Genomic DNA, 16,829 nt, shown 5'->3' with positions numbered 1-16,829 from the left:
CAGGTTTCGCCGGGCCAGTTCGGCCTGAAAGCGGGCACCACCCAAAGCATGTCTCGCAAAAGTGTGTAGCGGTTTTGCGACCAAGACATGCGATATGTTTTAACGACTGGCGAGGCGATGAGCGAAACCGGAACCAATATGCCCCAGACCAAAGAGCAGGGTACAGGTTACCGGGTTCTGGCGCGAAAGTACCGCCCGAAAGATTTTTCAGATCTCATGGTTGGCCAGGAGCCGATGGTTCGCACGCTGACCAACGCGTTCGAAACCGGTCGCATTGCGCAGGCCTACATGCTGACCGGCGTTCGCGGCGTGGGCAAGACCACCACGGCTCGTATCCTGGCGCGCGCGCTGAATTATAAGACCGATGAAATCGATAAGCCGACGATCGATCTGCGTATTCCCGGCGAACATTGTCAGGCCATCATGGAAGGCCGCCATGTCGACGTGATCGAGATGGATGCCGCCTCGCATACCGGTATCGATGACATCAGAGAGATTATCGAGCAGGTACGCTACCGCCCGGTCTCGGCACGCTACAAAGTCTATATCATCGACGAAGTGCACATGCTCTCGACGCAGGCCTTCAACGGTCTCCTGAAGACGCTGGAAGAGCCGCCGGAGCATGTGAAGTTCATTTTCGCGACGACCGAAATCCGCAAGGTTCCGATCACCGTTCTGTCCCGCTGCCAGCGCTTCGATCTACGCCGCATCAGCGCTGCTGATCTGGTCGGACTGTTTACGGCTATCGCCGCCAAGGAAGGGTTCGATGCCGAGCCACAGGCACTGGCGATGATCGCTCGCGCTGCCGAAGGCTCTGCGCGTGATGGCCTTTCGCTTTTGGATCAGGCCATCGCCCATGGTGGCGGGCATGTCGAAGCCGATACCGTTCGCGGCATGCTGGGTCTTGCCGACCGTGCCCGTATCGTCGATCTGTTCAGCCATGTGGTGAAAGGCGACGTCGCCTCCGCTCTGGAAGAGTTTACCGGCCAATACGAAGCGGGTGCCAACCCGGTCGTGGTCCTGAACGACCTTGCCGATTTCACTCATCTCGTAACCCGCATGAAATATGTTCCCGACGCAGCGGACGATCCGTCGCTTTCGGAGATCGAGCGTGTCAGTGGTGCTGAATTTGCCGATACGATTGCAGTGTCTGCACTCTCGCGCATCTGGCAGATGCTGCTGAAGGGCATTCCTGAAACCGAAAACGCTTCGCGTCCCGCCGGTGCCGCCGAGATGGTGCTGATCCGGCTGTCGCATGCTGCCAATCTGCCTGCACCGGAAGATGCAGCCCGTCGTCTGCTAGAGTTGTCCAATGGCGAAGGTGGCGCGTCCGGCAATGGCGCACCATCCGGCGGTGGCAATGGCGGCGGTGCGCGCGCTTACTCGTCCACGCAGGCCGTCGCCTCCGCTCAAGCATCACCGCAACGCCAGACATCGCCGCAGCCGACGGCCATGCTTCGCGCCGTGCCGGATAGCCGCCCGGAGGAGATGCAGGTCGCAGCGCCCAAGCCGGAAGAGCGGCCAGAGCCCACGGTCCCGGTCAATTCGGTGAGCGACATCGTCGATCTCTGCACCAAATACCGTGACCCGATCCTCAAAGCGAAGCTGCGCAATTTCGTTCATGTGGTGCGGCTTGAGCCCGGGCGGTTCGACCTGCGGCTCGGCGAAGGTGCACCCGGTTCGCTTCCCGGCGAGATCGGCACCAAGCTGAAGGAATGGACCGGGATACACTGGGTCGTGACCATCAGCAAGGAGCAGGGCGAGCCGACACTGGTGGAGGCGGAAGGCAATGCGCGCGAAGCGCGTTTTGTCGATGCACGCCAAGACCCTGACGTCGCTGCCATCATGGCACAGTTTCCCGGCGCCAAAATCACGGACGTTCGCATCCGCGCACCGCTGGTGGATGACGTTGAAGAGATTGCACCGCCATCCGTCGCCGAATCCAGCGAAGGCGACATTCTGCCGGGCGACGACATAGAATTCTAAAGAAAAGACAGGAGTTTCGACATGCGTGACATCATGGGCATGATGGGCAAGGTCAAGGAAATGCAGGCCAAGATGGAGAAGATGCAGGAAGAGATTGCTGCACTCGAGGTCGAGGGCACCTCCGGTGGCGGTCTCGTCACCGTCAAAATGAGCGGCAAGGGTTCGCTGCTGGGCGTCAAGATCGATCCGTCGCTTCTGAAGGAAGACGAAATCGAAATTCTCGAAGATTTGCTGGTGGCAGCCCACAACGATGCCAAGCAGCGCGCCGAAGCCGTCACCGCCGAAAAGACCCGTGACCTGACCGCAGGTCTGCCGATCCCACCCGGTATGAAGCTTCCCTTCTAAACACTTTCAGCCTTCCAGCATGGCTCTGAAACGACTGGCAAGCGGGGTGGTGAGATAGGCGTCCCGCTGCGCTTGCGGCAGTCTACGTGGCCTGAAGCTTTGAAGAATGACAGGTATGGGCAGTTTGATGCCCTGATAGGCCACAAATTTAATGGCCTCACCAGCCGCGATCATGCCGCCTTTCATCACACGACAATAAAACCCTGGTTGCCCCGCCTGTTTGAAGCGGGGCGCAAAACCATCGTCGCCGACGCGGGCCGTCAGTGTCGCACAGGGAATGCGGGCAGCGGTCACTTCCAGCTCCACCTCGGTCGCCATCAACCTGTCGCCCACATGCATTTGGGCGCTGTCGATGCCGTCGATGACGAGGTTCTCTCCAAAGAAGCCGGGCTCGACCGTCACTCCAAGTTCCCTCGACCAGAAATCAAGGTCGACGGAGCCCATGACGTAAAGGGCCTGATCCGGTCCGCCATGGTGCTTCTTGTTGCAGACGGCATCACTGACGATTCCTTCCTGATCCACAAGAACCGCACCCTGCACGGGATGTTTGAAAATTCCGGTTTTCGACGTTTTGCCGGGCAGGATTTCGGCATCGGCCCGGCAGATGGCGCGTATTTTCATGGGATGCTTTCCGCTGGTGATTCCCGTTATGACATTTATGCAGTAGAAAGCGCTCATGGCAAAACGAGTCACCGGCCCCGAAATCGAAAAACTGATCCAGCTTCTGGCCAAGGTGCCGGGACTAGGGCCCCGTTCGGCCCGCCGCGCCGCCCTTCATCTGATCAAGAAAAAAGAACAGCTTTTAGGGCCTCTCGGTCACGCCATGGGCGAGGCCTATGACAAGGTGAAGGTTTGCTCGCGTTGCGGCAATGTCGATACCATGGATCCCTGCACCGTCTGCACCGATGATCGTCGTGATCAGGCCATCATCATCGTGGTGGAAGACGTCTCCGATTTATGGGCGCTGGAGCGGTCAGGGGCAATGAACACCGCCTATCACGTTCTGGGCGGCACTCTGTCGCCCTTGGATGGCGTGGGACCAGAAGACCTGAACATCAAAGGATTAATCGAGCGCGTCAGTGAAGGCGGCATTCGCGAACTGATCATCGCCGTCAACGCCACCGTCGAGGGGCAGGCGACGGCGCATTACATCACCGACCGTTTGCAGGATCTCGGCGTCAAGATCACACGGCTCGCGCACGGCGTGCCTGTTGGCGGTGAGCTTGATTATCTTGACGAGGGAACGCTGACCGCCGCCCTGCGAGCCCGAACCGTCATCTGATTATCTTCGCACGTCTTCCGCACAAAGACGTGCATACTTTTATAAAAGGAAACCGAATGCCCTCCAAGACGATCGGCCTCCTCATCGCTGCAACTGTCTCTCTGCTGTCGGCAACTGCGACCCTTGCGCAGTCCATTCCGACGGGTGCTGCTGCGGCGAGATACGATGCGGACTTCAATACGTGGCTGAAAAAGGAAATTTGGCCTGAAGCGCGCAAGGCTGGCATCTCGCAAAAGACGCTCGAGGCAACGCTGACCGGCCTGTCCATCAACTGGAAACTTCCAGACCTCATCATACCAGGCCAGAAGCCGCCAAAAGAACAGGCGCAGAGCCAGGCTGAGTTTTCATCACCCGGCGCCTATTTCTCCGAGCAGCGCCTTCAGGGCCTAGCGGCCACGGGCCGTTCGCTTGCTGCGACGCATGCTGCTACCCTCAAACGCATCGAGGGCACTTACGGCGTACCCGGCAATATCGTCGTGGCAATCTGGGGTCGCGAGTCCGGCTTCGGTCGCGCAAAGCTGCCTAATGTGGTCATCGACGTCTTGGCAACCAAGGCCTATACGTCCACACGCAAGGACATGTTTCGCATCGAACTGATTGATGCGCTGAAAATCGTCGAAAGCGGCGATATCGCTGCCTCTAAGATGATGGGATCGTGGGCCGGCGCGCTCGGTCAGCCGCAGTTCATGCCCTCCAGCTACCTAAAATACGCCGTTGATTTCGATGGCGACGGCCATCGCGACATCTGGAACTCGGTGCCGGATGCGCTTGCATCGATAGCCAACTATCTGTCCAAGCGCGGCTGGCAGCGCAACCGCGATTGGGGCTTTGAGGTTTCCATACCAGACGATGTATCGTGCGCGCAGGAAGGCCCAGATCTGGCGCGTCCCGTGGCAGACTGGCAGAAGATGGGGATCCGCCGCATCTCCGGAAAAGCCTTTCCGTCCAATGATTTGAGCGCCGATGGCATGATGCTGGTTCCAGCCGGACGCAACGGCCCGGAATTCGTGGTGACGCCGAATTTCTACGTCATCAAGGAATACAACAACTCCGATCTCTACGCTCTCTTCATCGGAAATCTTGCTGATCGCATCGCATACAATGCAGGGCCGTTTCAGGCGAAATGGGGAAATGTCGGTTCGATGTTGCGTTCCGATGTGCTGTCCATGCAAACAGCGCTGGTTGCCAAGGGCTACGACGTCGGAAAGGCAGACGGATTGGCGGGCTTCAAGACCCGACGGTCGATCGGTGACTGGCAGTCCAAAAACGGCTTGCGCCCAACGTGTTTTCCTGACGCAACCCTCAAGGCAAAACTGAGATAGCGCGCTATTTCAGCTGATTCTGATCGCGATGTAGACCAGAACGAGCGCGATGACCCAAAGGGCGAGCCTGCCCCAGCGCGTATGGCGCGCCTCGGCCTTGCCGATGGCTTCCGCCGTGCTGGCATCGAACCGCAGGCCGTGTTCGCTCATATAGACGAGATCGGCATGCAGCTTTTCCGTCTTGGCGGCGATTTCCGGTGCGGCTTCGGCAAGCTTGATGGCGGCTTTCAGGCCGTCCTTCATGTCGGTCACGATGCGTTTGGGGCCGAGATTGTCCCTGATCCAGCTGCTGACGACGGGGTCTGCCGCCTTCCACATATTGAAGCGTGGGTTGAGAATGCGCGAAACGCCCTCCACCACCACCATGGTCTTTTGCAGCATCACCAATTCTGGCCGCGTTTCCATGTCGAAGAGTTCAGTCACTTCGAAGAGAAGCGTCAGCAGCTTGCCCATGGAAATGGTTTCGGCCGGTTGGCCATGGATCGGCTCGCCAATGGCACGGATGGCCTGGGCGAAGCTTGCAATATCATGGTGGCCGGGAACATAACCCGCCTCGAAATGCACTTCCGCCACGCGCATGTAGTCGCGGGTGATGAAGCCATAGAGAATTTCGGCCAAGAACCGCCGTTCCTTTTTGCCGAGACGCCCGGCAATGCCCATGTCGACGGCAACGATCATGCCTTGCGGATCGACAAACAGGTTGCCCGGATGCATATCGGCATGGAAGAAACCGTCCCGCAGCGTATGGCGCAGGAAGGACTGGATCAGCGTATCGGCCAGCGCATCGAGATCGTGGCCCGCAGCCCTCAGGCCCGCCACATCCGACATCTTGACGCCGTCGATCCATTCCATCGTGACGACATCGCGGCCCGTACGCTCCCAGTCCACCTCCGGCACGCGAAAGCCAGGATCGCCCTTGGTGTTTTCAGCGATTTCGGACAGGGCCGCGGCTTCCAGCCGCAAATCCATCTCGATCTTGGTCGTCTGCTCCAGCGCGCGGGTCACTTCCACCGGCCGCAGACGCCGGGCGGATCGAACGAATCGCTGTTGCAGATCGGCAATCAGATACATGGCCTCCAGATCGTTCTGGAAACGCTGGCGCACACCGGGGCGAATGACCTTTACGGCCACCTTCTTTTGCCCCATGGGGGTGCGCACGATGGCTGGATGCACCTGTGCAATCGAGGCGGCAGCGATCGGGTCGCGAAATTCGACATAAAGCTCTGAAACGGGACGTCCAAGCGAACCCTCGATATTGGCCTTTGCCGCAGCATTTGGAAAAAACGCCATGCGGTCCTGCAGTCGGGACAGGTCTTCTGCAAAATCCGCGCCCACCACATCGGGGCGTGTCGCCAAAAACTGGCCCATCTTTACATAGGAGGGGCCGAGACGCTCGACGGCAGTTGCCAGACGATCACGGCGGTCGGCATGTTTGGCACGGTTGCGGGCAAAGGGCTTCAACAGCGCCTTAGCAAATTTGGCCGTGGCTGGCAGGTCTTCCGATGGCAGCGCAAGCACGACACCTTCGCGCACCAGAACCCAGCCGACCTTTGCGAGGCGAAAATATGCGCCGGGAGTGCTCATGCGAATGCCTTCTTCCTGCTGCTGCAAGCCATCATGTCGATCAAAGCTTCCAGCCGGAATGCAGGGCGGCAATGCCGCCGGTATAGTTGGTGTAGCTGACGCGCGAGAAACCGGCATTGCGGATCATCGCAGCAAAATCGTCCTGATTGGGGAATTTGCGGATCGATTCCACCAGGTACTGATAGGGCTCGGCATCACCGGTGATCATCTTGCCAAATTTCGGAATGGCATTGAACGACCAGGCATCATAGACCTTGTCGAGAAGCGGCATGTCCACTTCGGAAAATTCCAGCACCAGCAGACGCCCGCCACGCTTCAACACCCGATGCGCTTCCTTGAGCGCCACATCGATGCGCGGTACGTTGCGAATGCCGAAAGCCACCGTATAGGCGTCGAAGCTATTGGCCTCGAAAGGCAGCTCTTCGGCATTGGCTTCCACGAAGGTCAGATTGTCGGAAAGCTTCTTCTTTGCCGCCCGCTCTTCGCCCACCGCCAGCATCGAGCCGTTGATGTCGAGAACGGTGGAATGGGCGAGGCGATTGGAGGCTTCGATGATGCGAAATGCGATGTCGCCGGTGCCGCCAGCCACATCCAGTGTCTTGTAGGACGGGTCCTTGCGCGGGTTGAGCGCTGCAATCATCGCGTCCTTCCACACCCGGTGCATGCCCGCCGACATCACATCATTCATGATGTCGTAGCGCTTGGCGACCTTGTGAAAGACCTCGTTGACCATGCCCTGCTTCTGGCCTTCGTCAACCTTGTGAAAGCCGTAGGAGGTTTCCATGCCGCCATCTGCGGTGGTGCGGGCTTCGGTCATCAGCGGTCTCCATCTTTAATTGCGGTGCGGACCATAGCGGAAAGGCGATTGCGACGCTATCTGTTGCGACACAACATGCCTGCGACATGTATGCCCGCAGGCATGAGATCACAAGACCGTTGCGGTAAACATGTGGGATAAACTCCATGCCAGAATTGCCCGAAGTTGAAACCGTCCGACGCGGCCTTGCGCCGACCATGGAGGGTGCGCGCGTGGAGAAAGTCGTGCTTGCCCGGCCCGACCTGCGCTTTCCCTTTCCGCCAGGGTTTTCGGCACTGGTGGAAGGCAAGCGCATCGTCTCTCTGGCACGGCGGGCCAAATATCTGCTGATCGAACTGGAAGACGGGCTCACCATCATCGCGCATCTGGGCATGTCCGGCTCCTTCCGTATCGAGGTGCAGACAGGCGCTTCCGAAACGCCGGGTGAGTTTCATCATGCGCGCTCAAAGGATGGCAAGCATGACCATGTCATCTTCCATCTGCAAAAAGAGACAGGGGCGTCCGCCCAGGTCATCTATAATGACCCGCGCCGTTTCGGCTTCATGCATCTGGTGGAGCGGGCCCATATCGACCTCTATCCCGCCTTTGCCGACCTTGGCCCGGAGCCGACCGGCAATGCGTTGAGCGCCGATTATCTCGCAAGCCGCTTCGATGGCAAAAGCCAGCCGCTGAAAAGCACGCTGCTGGACCAGAAGGTCATTGCCGGGCTTGGCAATATCTATGTCTGCGAGGCGATGTGGCGCGCGCATCTGTCTCCTTTAAGAGCGGCAGGGACGCTGGTGACGAAAACCGGAAAGCCCAAGGCACAGCTGGTCGATCTCACCCAGAACATCCGCGAGGTCATTGCCGATGCGATTGCGGCGGGCGGCTCGTCCCTGCGCGACCATATCCAGACAGATGGCACGCTCGGCTATTTCCAGCATTCCTTTTCGGTTTACGATCGCCAAGGTCATGCTTGCCCCACACCCGGTTGCGGAGGTACGGTCGAGCGGATTGTGCAGGCCGGGCGCTCCACCTTCTATTGCGCCGCCTGCCAGAAGTAATAGAGCCAGAAATAATAGGGCCAGAAATGGCGGGAGAGGACCACTCACATGGATTATGAAACGCTGATCGTTGAAAAGCGTGATGATGTCGGCGTCATCACGCTCAACCGACCGCAGGCTCTGAACGCGCTGAACTCGACCCTGCTGAAGGAACTGCGGCATATATTGGCGTCCTTTTCGACAGATGATTCCATCGGCGCCATTGTCCTCACCGGTTCGCCCAAGGCCTTTGCCGCCGGTGCGGATATAAAGGAGATGCAGTCGCTGGATTTCGTAGACGCCTATCTCGGTGATTTCCTAGGCGGCTGGGACGATGTGGCTGCTGCCCGCAAGCCGGTCATTGCTGCTGTCTCCGGTTTCGCGCTGGGAGGCGGCTGCGAGCTGGCCATGATGTGCGATTTCATCATCGCGTCAGAGAGTGCCAAATTCGGACAGCCGGAAATCACGCTCGGCGTCATTCCCGGCATGGGCGGATCGCAGCGCCTGACGCGCGCCGTCGGCAAGGCCAAGGCCATGGACCTGGTGCTGACGGGCCGCAAGATGGATGCAGCTGAGGCGGAGCGGGCAGGACTGGTGTCACGCATCGTGCCGCAGGAGCGGCTGATGGATGAGGCGGTTGAGGCGGCCAGTACCATCGCATCCCTGTCGCGCGCATCCGTGCTGATGGCAAAGGAAAGCGTCAATCGCTCCTTCGAGGTCTCGTTGAGCGAGGGTCTGCGCTTCGAGCGCCGCCTGTTCCAGTCGCTTTTTGCGACGGACGACCAAAAAGAAGGCATGGCGGCTTTCGCGGAGAAGAGAAAACCTGTATTCAAGAATCGCTAATGCAATCCTGTTGGCGGAATAGACACAAAACCTTCATGTGTTTTGGGTTCCAGTGACGCCAAGGATTCGGAATATCAGCGTTTTTGCTGAAAATGCGCGTTGACGGGCAGCAGCTTTAGGGTTATATGCCCGCCCACGGTTAGGAAAAGCCATCCGGCTTGTTCCAATTACTCCCGCACTCTTTGGAACGCGAGGTCTTTGACGGACCTGATCCTGTGGTTGCGGATTTTGGTTTGAATTCGAAGAGAGGCATACATGGCCAATACAACTTCGGCGAAAAAGGCGACTCGCAAGATCGCTCGCCGTACCGCAGTCAACAAGGCTCGCCGTTCGCGCGTTCGCGGTTTCATTCGCAAGGTCGAAGAGGCCATCGCATCGGGTGATCTGGCAGTCGCAACAGAAGCGCTAAAAGTAGCCCAGCCTGAGATCCAGCGCGCAGCTACGCGCGGCGTTCTGCACGGCAACACGGCGTCCCGCAAGGTGTCCCGTCTGGCACAGCGCGTGAAGGCACTTTCCGCCTAATCCGGCTAATCCAAATTTATTATCAAAAGCCTGGTCGTCTGACCGGGCTTTTTTTGTTTCTATCGCATCGTTAATCTTAACGTTTCCCTGCATGACATTTCTGCGTCAATGAGGTGACGGAAAAATACATTTAAAATCAATTAGTTGCGAGAGGTCTCCAAAAGGGCCGCACCCTAACGCCACGGAAGGTTGGGTTAAGTGCGAGTCAAGATAATTTTTATTTTTTCGCCAAAGAGGCCTTCGGAAAAGGCTGAAAATTGAATCTCATTGATTCATAAGAGATTCTCCAGCCGCCCCTTAAATCGATGCAAAACGGCCCCAGTGAGTCAATGCCCGTTCTTCTTTTTCGCAGAAAAAACGCCATTGATCTCCACCCATGATCCTGCCTAAATGCATCTCGACAAGGGGCAAGGATTTCTATCCACAAGCTATCTCGATCCTCAGTTCGAAGGCACAAGCTCCTTGCGAACGAACTCTGTTCGAGTTCGTTTTTTCAAGTATTGGGGTCTATTTGATCGCATTCCACTCGGTTGCGAAAAGGTAGGACTGTGCCCTGATGAGTGTATGTTTAGGTTGTGTTGTGTGGGAGTAGTTGTTGAGTAATCGCAGGCCTCTCCATGATGTAGAGGATAATGGGATAACCGGCTCGCGGTGATACAAATGACTCAAAGACATGCTTTCGAGGGGAATGTCGGAGAGAGAATAAAAACGAGGGGTTTCCCTGATGGACGTTTGTTCGTCAGGCTATGATTGGCAATTTGAAAGGCGGCAATATGCAATTGAATTTGGTGATGGGTGCGGTGGCAAACGGGGACCGCACGCCAAAGGCATGTGATGCAGCTGGAACTGACGCGGCAGGGGACAAACAGGATATGAAGCATGACGCGCTTTTCGAGCGTTTTAGCGCGCGGCTCAAGGCGCAAGTCGGACCGGAGGTTTATGCAAGCTGGTTCGCTCGTCTCAAGCTTCATTCGGTGTCCAAGAGTGTCGTGCGTTTCACCGTACCGACCACATTTTTGAAATCCTGGATCAATAACCGTTACATCGACCTCATCACGACCCTGGTCCAGAGCGAGGACGCTGATGTCTTGAAGGTGGAAATTCTCGTGCGTTCGGCAAGCCGTCCGGCACGGCCAGCGCCGGTGGAAGAAAGAGCGCTGCCAGCCTCCGACGTGAGTGCCGCCGCCGTGCAGCGGGCAAAGCCTTTCATTCCGCCGCAGCCTGCTGCCAACACGCAAACGTCTGGCATTCCTGCATCGGTCACACGCCATTCCGGCTCCGGACCTCTGTTCGGTTCCCCGCTGGATAGCCGTTTCACATTCGACACTTTCGTCGAAGGCGCGTCCAACCGCGTGGCTCTGGCGGCCGCCAAGACCATTGCCGAAGCCGGTGCCGGTGCGGTGCGCTTCAATCCGCTCTTCATCCATGCGGGTGTAGGCCTTGGAAAGACGCATCTTCTTCAGGCCATCGCCAATGCGGCCATCGACAGCCCGCGCAATCCGCGCGTGGTCTATCTGACGGCGGAATATTTCATGTGGCGTTTCGCAACCGCGATCCGTGACAATGATGCGCTGACGCTGAAGGATACGCTGCGCAATATCGACCTTCTTGTGATCGATGACATGCAGTTCCTGCAGGGCAAGATGATCCAGCACGAGTTCTGCCATCTGCTCAACATGCTGCTCGACAGCGCCAAGCAGGTCGTGGTGGCCGCAGACCGCGCGCCATGGGAACTGGAATCGCTCGATCCGCGCGTGCGTTCGCGCCTTCAGGGTGGCATGGCCATTGAAATCGAAGGTCCGGACTATGAAATGCGCTATGAAATGCTGACCCAGCGCATCGCAACCGCCCGACAGGAAGATCCGAGCTTCGACATTCCCGAAGAGATCGTCTCCCACGTCGCCCGCAGCGTCACCGCCAGCGGTCGCGAACTGGAAGGCGCCTTCAACCAGCTGATCTTCCGCCGCTCCTTCGAGCCGAACCTTTCTGTCGAACGCGTGGATGAGCTTCTGGCCCATCTGGTCGGCACTGGCGAAGCCAAGCGCGTGCGCATCGAGGATATCCAGCGTATCGTCGCACGGCATTACAATGTCTCGCGCCAGGAACTGGTCTCCAACCGCCGCACCCGCGTCATCGTCAAGCCGCGTCAGGTGGCCATGTATCTCGCCAAGATGCTGACGCCACGCTCTTTCCCGGAAATCGGTCGCCGTTTCGGCGGACGCGATCACACCACCGTCTTGCATGCAGTGCGTAAGATCGAAGAACTGATCGGCGGAGACAGCAAGCTTGGCCACGAGGTGGAACTGCTGAAGCGGTTAATCAACGAGAACAACGCCTGATCCTGATGGCAGGGTAGCCCGCCATTACGACACCGTTCGACTGTCATAATTGAAACCGGCTGCCGTTACGGCGGTCGGTTTTTCTAGTTTTAATTGTGGTTTGACTGTGCTTATTAAAAATGTGGCCGCATGTTGCGTCGCTTGACGCTTCTTTTGTGCTCCATCAGGCGCAAAAAACTGATTTTAGGGATCGGCCGTCACGGCTGGAACGACGAAAGGTACGAGATGGGAAGTTTTTCGACTTGGCATTGGCTCATCCTTCTCGTCCTTTTGGTCATTCCCCTGATTTTCGTTTTCAGGCCACCGCCCGCCGGTCCTAACAGGTTCGGACCATCACCAATGCCCATGACGTTTGGAGAAGCTTTTGCCAGCTTCTTCAGAAACTACGTCAATTTCCGGGGCAGGGCGTCCCGATCGGAATACTGGTTTTCTTTCCTGTTCGTGTCGGCCAGTTCGTTGGGTGTCGACACGATTGACAGTCGTGGGTTCCTAAGCCTGATTTGGTCTTTCGTCCTGTTTTTACCGATGATCGCAGTGTCTGCGCGCCGCCTTCATGACATCAACCGCAGTGGATGGCACCAGCTTCTCTCGGGATTTTTCCCGATCGGTTCCATACTTGTCATCTGGTGGTATTGCACGTCCGGACGAGACGCGACCTGACCTAGGCGATCAGTGGTGTTTCGCTGTTCAGCCCAGGTTCGTCTTGAGGCTCGCGCATCGCGATCCAGAGATGGGTGACGGGGACGAGCAATGTACCGCCGCCAATGATGGCAAAAGGCAAACTTGACCAGCCGCCGTCGCTGACGGCAACAGCCGCCATCACTGTCGTGCTGAAAATAAGCGGCGCTAGCCCACAATAAAAGCCGATCCAAAAATCCCGGCGGTGCATCGATAGCGCAGTTGCGCCCTTGAAGAGATAGATGTGCGACAGCTTTGCCAGTTTCCATAGGGCGATCACACCGGTCACGGACAGCGCCGCGGCTAGGATGACGATCACTGCGATAATGAGGACAGGCGCGGCATCACCGTTCGCATCGCCCAGATAAGCCAAGAGCCAAACAGGACTGAACAGGATCAGCAAGCCGGCATAAGGCGCGCTGATGACCGCCAATAGCCCATAGGTCAGGTAGAAGGGTGCTGCAAAGATAAGTAGTTCAGCGAAATACACGACGCGGGCCACAATCTGCGATGTCGGACGCTCTATCATGGCAAGACCTCCAATGTCTGATCGGCGGCATGCATCTCGCTGCTTAGCCTGCGCCAGTTCTTGGAAGCATAGCGGTGGGCCTGTTTCAGGGCGATCCAGAGCGCCAGTTGCTTAACGGGTGCCAGCCATCCGTTTGCGACGAATTCGCTGCGCCGCTCGACACGTGTCATGTTCGGTCCCATGGAGACCAGAGTGAATTCATCCTCCAGATTGCCGATCCAGTCCTTGCACCACACTGTGCTGCCGATCATGCGATAACGCAGTTTCCGATTTGGGACGTAATCGAGAATGCGCTGATCAATGGTGCCGCGATCCGTGGTGCATTGGCGTGTGTTGCCCACTGCACCATGACCTTCCAGAACCTTGCAACTGACAGGCTTGGGAATGCCGAAGCGAAACAGCAATGGCTTGGAGCTGTCCATTTTGGAGTGGAGAAAATGCGGCCAGATGTGGTGCGGGGCGCTGTTGAAAATCCATTGCGAGTGAATCTGCATGATCTGATCTCCTTCATTTCCACAATTAGGTAATCAACTAAATATAACTCTGTCAACAGTTAGTTGATTGTCTAATTGATTAATGATAGAAAGAGCCATGTCCATTCAGTTGATTTTCGAGGCACTGGCCTCCCCCGTCAGGCGCAAAATCCTGGCTTATGTAGCTCATCACGAGATGAATGCGGGCGATATCGCCGCCCGTTTCGAAATGTCGAAACCGTCGATTTCTCAGCATTTACAATTGCTTGAACATGCGGGTCTGGTGTCGTCGGAAAAACGGGGCAAGTATGTCTATTACCGGCAGGTGTCTGATACGCTTGCCAACAGCCTGACCGGTTTCGTGCAGGATATCTGCCCTATCGGCGCGCCACTGCGGCGCGAAAGTGCGGAGAATGCGCGTAAAGCGAAGGAAAAAGACTTGGGCACTGCATCCGAATAACGGCTATCTCAACACGCCAAATCAGCCACCACCGAGTCCAAAATCAGCATTCCCGATGGCGTCAGCGCAGGCAGGAGTTGCCGATGCGTTCTATGAAACCATTTTGGAAGAGGAAGTCTTTCTTGTCGGGACAAGGTCGCGGACACCGGGTCGCTCTAGTTGGAAAGCGAGCATACGTTCCGTATGCAGCATTTCAGTCGGCGGCGCTGGTCTGATTTGCTCCATATCTTCAATCTTGCTTCGATGACTGGATATCGGCGAGGGCTTGTCTAAGCTTGGACGCCAGCGCTACGTAATCATTACCGGACGATTTGGGGGCATCGGGCCAGGAATAGCCCATGCATGCGGGACGATGGCGTTTGTCTTTCAGTTCGGAATCGTATCTGGGCATGATATGGGCGTGCAGGGCAGGCTCTGCATTTCCCCAGATCTCGTAGTTTATCCGCGCACATTCGGTCACGTTCAGAAGCGCATCACCTACCACAGCCATATCGTTTAAAAATATGAGACGCTCTTGGGCACCAAGATGGTTGAGGCTTGGGACGACAGGGTCCGCAAGCAAAAGACAATAGCCCGGAAGGGGCTGCACGTCGCCAATGACCAGCCAACCTGAAGTCATCCGGGCAATGACGAACGGGTTCGTGCCCGCCCGTGCCATTGCTACCCGTTCCTCGATCAGATTCATGGCTGCCTTTCTTCAAAACACCGGATACCTGGATCACCTTGCGCCCGACAGGACGATTCTTTTTGAATCGACGCGTCATCAACACGCCAGATCAGCTACCACCGAGTCCAGTATCAACATGCCCGATGGCGTGCAGCGCAGGCGGGAGTTGCCGATGCGCTCTATGAAGCCGTGTTGCAACAAGAACTCTTCCTTGTCGGGGTCGAGGTCGCGGCCCGAGAGATCGCTCCAGCGGGCGAGGTCGACACCTTCGCGCAGGCGCAGGCCCATCAACAGCAGCTCGTCGGACTGTTCTTCCACACCCAGCATTTCCTGATCCAGAATGCCATGGCCATCGCGTTCGACGGCCTCGATCCATGTTTCAGGGTGGCGTTCGGTGGCGGTTGCGAGTTTTGCGCTGCCTTTGGTCAGGCGTCCATGCGCGCCGGGGCCGATGCCGGCGTAATCGCCGTAGCGCCAATAGGTGAGGTTATGGCGGCTTTCGGCACCCGGTATGGCGTGGTTGGAGACCTCGTAGGCGGGCATGCCGTGGCGCGCGGTAATCTCCTGCGTTGCCTCATAGAGCAGCGCGGATTGATCGCCATCCGGCACGATCAGCTTGCCTGCCTTGTGCAGACCGTAAAAGGCGGTGCCTTCCTCGATGGTCAGCTGGTAGAGCGACAGGTGATCGACCGCATAGGAAATGGCTTCGACAAGCTCTTTTTCCCATTCCTCGACCGTCTGGTTTGGGCGGGCATAAATGAGGTCGAAGGACATACGCGGGAAGATTTCGCGGGCAAGGCGGATCGCTTTCAGCGCATCGGCCACATCATGAAGCCGTCCCAGAAATTTCAGGTCGCGGTCGTTGAGTGCCTGCACGCCCATCGAGACTCGGTTGACGCCAGCAGCACGGTAGCCGCGAAAACGTTCCGCTTCCACGCTGGACGGATTGGCTTCCATGGTGATTTCGATACCGTCAGGCACATGCCAGAAACGGGCGATGCCATCCAGAATGGCGCCCACGGTCTGTGGGTCCATCAGCGATGGCGTGCCACCGCCCATGAAGATGCTGGTCACGACCTTAGAGCCGCTCAGCTGCCGCATCGTGTCCATTTCCTTGAGGAAAGCGGCAACGAAACGATCCTGATCCACCGGCTTGTGGCGGACATGGCTGTTGAAATCGCAATAGGGACATTTGGCCGCGCAGAAGGGCCAGTGCACATAGATGCCGAAACCGGGCTCACCGGTATCGGGTGCGATCGTTGTGTTGGGGGCAGGGGAGAACCTGCTCCCAAGATCGGTCATCATGCGTTGAGACAGGTTTCGACGAATTTTTTGAAGGCACGGGCGCGGTGGGAGAGAGCCTGGGGATCGCCGGGCTTCCAGCCATGCTTTTCATCGGCGCTCATTTCACCGAAGGTGGTCTCGTAACCTTCCGGCTGGAAAATTGGATCATAGCCGAAGCCGCTCGTGCCACGCGGTGGCCATGCGACCGTGCCTTCGATTTCACCGCGGAAGAACTCCGTATGGCCATCTGGCCAAGCGAGGCACAGCACACTGACGAAGCGGGCCGTGCGGGCGGAAGGATCGGTCGCGCCGCGCTCCTGCAAAGCGTCTTCCACCTTCTGCATCGCCATCGCGAAATCGCGCGTGCCATCCGCTGTCTCGGCCCAATTGGCCGTGTAAACGCCGGGATTGCCATCCAGTGCGTCGATCACAAAGCCACTATCGTCGGACAATGCGGGCAGGCCGGAGGCTTGCGCCGAGGCCAAAGCCTTGATCGCCGCATTTTCCTCAAAGGTCGTGCCGGTCTCGTCAGGTTCTGCGAAATTCAGCTCTGCAGCCGACTTGGCGGAAAAGCCGAAGGGGCCGATGAGATCGGCGATTTCGGCGATCTTGCCCTTGTTATGACTGGCAACGACGATGGTACGTGTATCGAGTTTGCGCATGGTATTCCGCTCCG

At 57.6% G+C, this 16,829-nt stretch carries 18 protein-coding genes and 1 pseudogene; 10 read left to right on the top strand and 9 right to left on the bottom strand.

The genetic code is table 11. The features are described 5' to 3' along the window. Window positions 1-117 precede the first annotated feature (117 nt). Both ASF29_RS15870 and ASF29_RS15865 read left to right on the top strand, forming a co-directional pair. Window positions 118-1,986 carry a DNA polymerase III subunit gamma/tau gene (locus ASF29_RS15870; protein WP_062451612.1) on the top strand — a complete coding sequence of 623 codons (1,869 nt, stop codon included), beginning with the start codon at window positions 118-120 and terminating at the stop codon, window positions 1,984-1,986. A gap of 21 nt (window positions 1,987-2,007) precedes the next feature. Then, window positions 2,008-2,331 carry a YbaB/EbfC family nucleoid-associated protein gene (locus ASF29_RS15865; RefSeq protein WP_045230203.1) on the top strand — a complete coding sequence of 108 codons (324 nt, stop codon included), beginning with the start codon at window positions 2,008-2,010 and terminating at the stop codon, window positions 2,329-2,331. A 6-nt stretch (window positions 2,332-2,337) separates the two neighbouring features. Here ASF29_RS15865 and ASF29_RS15860 read toward each other — a convergent pair whose 3' ends face one another. Next, entirely contained in the window at window positions 2,338-2,952 is a 615-nt protein-coding gene (locus ASF29_RS15860; protein WP_062451611.1) for an MOSC domain-containing protein, read from the bottom strand. Window positions 2,953-3,007: 55 nt separating this feature from the next. On the opposite strand from ASF29_RS15860, the gene recR reads away from it, so the two are divergent. Then, window positions 3,008-3,613, top strand: coding sequence for a recombination mediator RecR (gene recR, locus ASF29_RS15855; RefSeq protein WP_062451610.1), 606 nt, complete (start codon window positions 3,008-3,010; stop codon window positions 3,611-3,613). Between the two features lie 56 nt (window positions 3,614-3,669). Beyond that, window positions 3,670-4,935, top strand: coding sequence for a lytic murein transglycosylase (locus ASF29_RS15850; protein WP_062451609.1), 1,266 nt, complete (start codon window positions 3,670-3,672; stop codon window positions 4,933-4,935). A 9-nt stretch (window positions 4,936-4,944) separates the two neighbouring features. Here the strand turns inward: ASF29_RS15850 and ubiB are convergent, their stop codons facing one another. Then, a complete protein-coding gene (gene ubiB, locus ASF29_RS15845) occupies window positions 4,945-6,519 on the bottom strand; it encodes a 2-polyprenylphenol 6-hydroxylase (RefSeq protein WP_062451705.1) in 1,575 nt (524 codons plus the stop codon). Window positions 6,520-6,559: 40 nt separating this feature from the next. Continuing rightward, on the bottom strand, window positions 6,560-7,336 hold the full coding sequence (gene ubiE, locus ASF29_RS15840) for a bifunctional demethylmenaquinone methyltransferase/2-methoxy-6-polyprenyl-1,4-benzoquinol methylase UbiE (protein WP_062451608.1): 777 nt from the start codon (window positions 7,334-7,336) through the stop codon (window positions 6,560-6,562). Window positions 7,337-7,482: 146 nt separating this feature from the next. On the opposite strand from ubiE, the gene mutM reads away from it, so the two are divergent. The 5 genes from mutM (at window position 7,483) to ASF29_RS15815 (ending at window position 12,722) form a co-directional block, all read left to right on the top strand. Further along, a complete protein-coding gene (gene mutM, locus ASF29_RS15835; protein ID WP_062451607.1) occupies window positions 7,483-8,379 on the top strand; it encodes a bifunctional DNA-formamidopyrimidine glycosylase/DNA-(apurinic or apyrimidinic site) lyase in 897 nt (298 codons plus the stop codon). Between the two features lie 48 nt (window positions 8,380-8,427). Further along, window positions 8,428-9,201 (top strand): enoyl-CoA hydratase, encoded by a 774-nt coding sequence (locus tag ASF29_RS15830; protein ID WP_062451606.1) that lies wholly within the window; start codon window positions 8,428-8,430, stop codon window positions 9,199-9,201. A gap of 255 nt (window positions 9,202-9,456) precedes the next feature. Continuing rightward, complete coding sequence (gene rpsT, locus ASF29_RS15825) at window positions 9,457-9,723, top strand: 30S ribosomal protein S20 (RefSeq protein ID WP_062451605.1); 267 nt, start codon at window positions 9,457-9,459, stop codon at window positions 9,721-9,723. An 872-nt stretch (window positions 9,724-10,595) separates the two neighbouring features. After that, the gene (gene dnaA, locus ASF29_RS15820) at window positions 10,596-12,062 is read left to right on the top strand and encodes a chromosomal replication initiator protein DnaA (RefSeq protein WP_244473571.1); all 1,467 of its coding nucleotides are present in this window, start codon (window positions 10,596-10,598) and stop codon (window positions 12,060-12,062) included. A gap of 225 nt (window positions 12,063-12,287) precedes the next feature. Continuing rightward, window positions 12,288-12,722: a DUF805 domain-containing protein gene (locus tag ASF29_RS15815; protein WP_062451703.1), complete on the top strand. Its 435-nt coding sequence runs from the start codon at window positions 12,288-12,290 to the stop codon at window positions 12,720-12,722. A gap of 1 nt (window position 12,723) precedes the next feature. On the opposite strand, the gene ASF29_RS15810 is transcribed toward ASF29_RS15815, so the two are convergent. Together ASF29_RS15810 and ASF29_RS15805 are read right to left on the bottom strand one after the other, a co-directional pair. After that, entirely contained in the window at window positions 12,724-13,269 is a 546-nt protein-coding gene (locus tag ASF29_RS15810; RefSeq protein WP_062451604.1) for a hypothetical protein, read from the bottom strand. Next, complete coding sequence (locus ASF29_RS15805; protein WP_200925543.1) at window positions 13,266-13,763, bottom strand: hypothetical protein; 498 nt, start codon at window positions 13,761-13,763, stop codon at window positions 13,266-13,268. The genes ASF29_RS15810 and ASF29_RS15805 overlap by 4 nt, the downstream gene beginning before the upstream one ends. Window positions 13,764-13,866: 103 nt before the next feature. Between ASF29_RS15805 and ASF29_RS15800 the strand changes: the two genes are divergently transcribed. Beyond that, the gene (locus ASF29_RS15800; RefSeq protein WP_062451701.1) at window positions 13,867-14,202 is read left to right on the top strand and encodes a metalloregulator ArsR/SmtB family transcription factor; all 336 of its coding nucleotides are present in this window, start codon (window positions 13,867-13,869) and stop codon (window positions 14,200-14,202) included. An 8-nt stretch (window positions 14,203-14,210) separates the two neighbouring features. On the opposite strand, the pseudogene ASF29_RS25115 reads toward ASF29_RS15800, so the two are convergent. The 4 genes and pseudogenes from ASF29_RS25115 to rdgB all read right to left on the bottom strand — a co-directional run. Further along, window positions 14,211-14,338 (bottom strand): annotated as a pseudogene (locus tag ASF29_RS25115) (coproporphyrinogen III oxidase); the annotation flags it as partial. Between the two features lie 93 nt (window positions 14,339-14,431). Beyond that, window positions 14,432-14,887, bottom strand: coding sequence for a hypothetical protein (locus tag ASF29_RS15795; protein WP_062451603.1), 456 nt, complete (start codon window positions 14,885-14,887; stop codon window positions 14,432-14,434). A gap of 78 nt (window positions 14,888-14,965) precedes the next feature. Continuing rightward, window positions 14,966-16,171 carry a radical SAM family heme chaperone HemW gene (gene hemW / locus ASF29_RS15790; protein WP_062451700.1) on the bottom strand — a complete coding sequence of 402 codons (1,206 nt, stop codon included), beginning with the start codon at window positions 16,169-16,171 and terminating at the stop codon, window positions 14,966-14,968. Beyond that, window positions 16,171-16,815: an RdgB/HAM1 family non-canonical purine NTP pyrophosphatase gene (rdgB, locus tag ASF29_RS15785; RefSeq protein WP_062451602.1), complete on the bottom strand. Its 645-nt coding sequence runs from the start codon at window positions 16,813-16,815 to the stop codon at window positions 16,171-16,173. Before rdgB ends, hemW begins: the two co-directional genes overlap by 1 nt. Window positions 16,816-16,829 lie beyond the last annotated feature (14 nt).

Source organism: Rhizobium sp. Leaf262, assembly GCF_001422245.1.
GTDB lineage: Bacteria > Pseudomonadota > Alphaproteobacteria > Rhizobiales > Rhizobiaceae > Agrobacterium.
The sequence above is the reverse complement of the archived record's forward strand: the minus strand, read 5'-3'. Positions and strand labels throughout refer to the sequence as shown.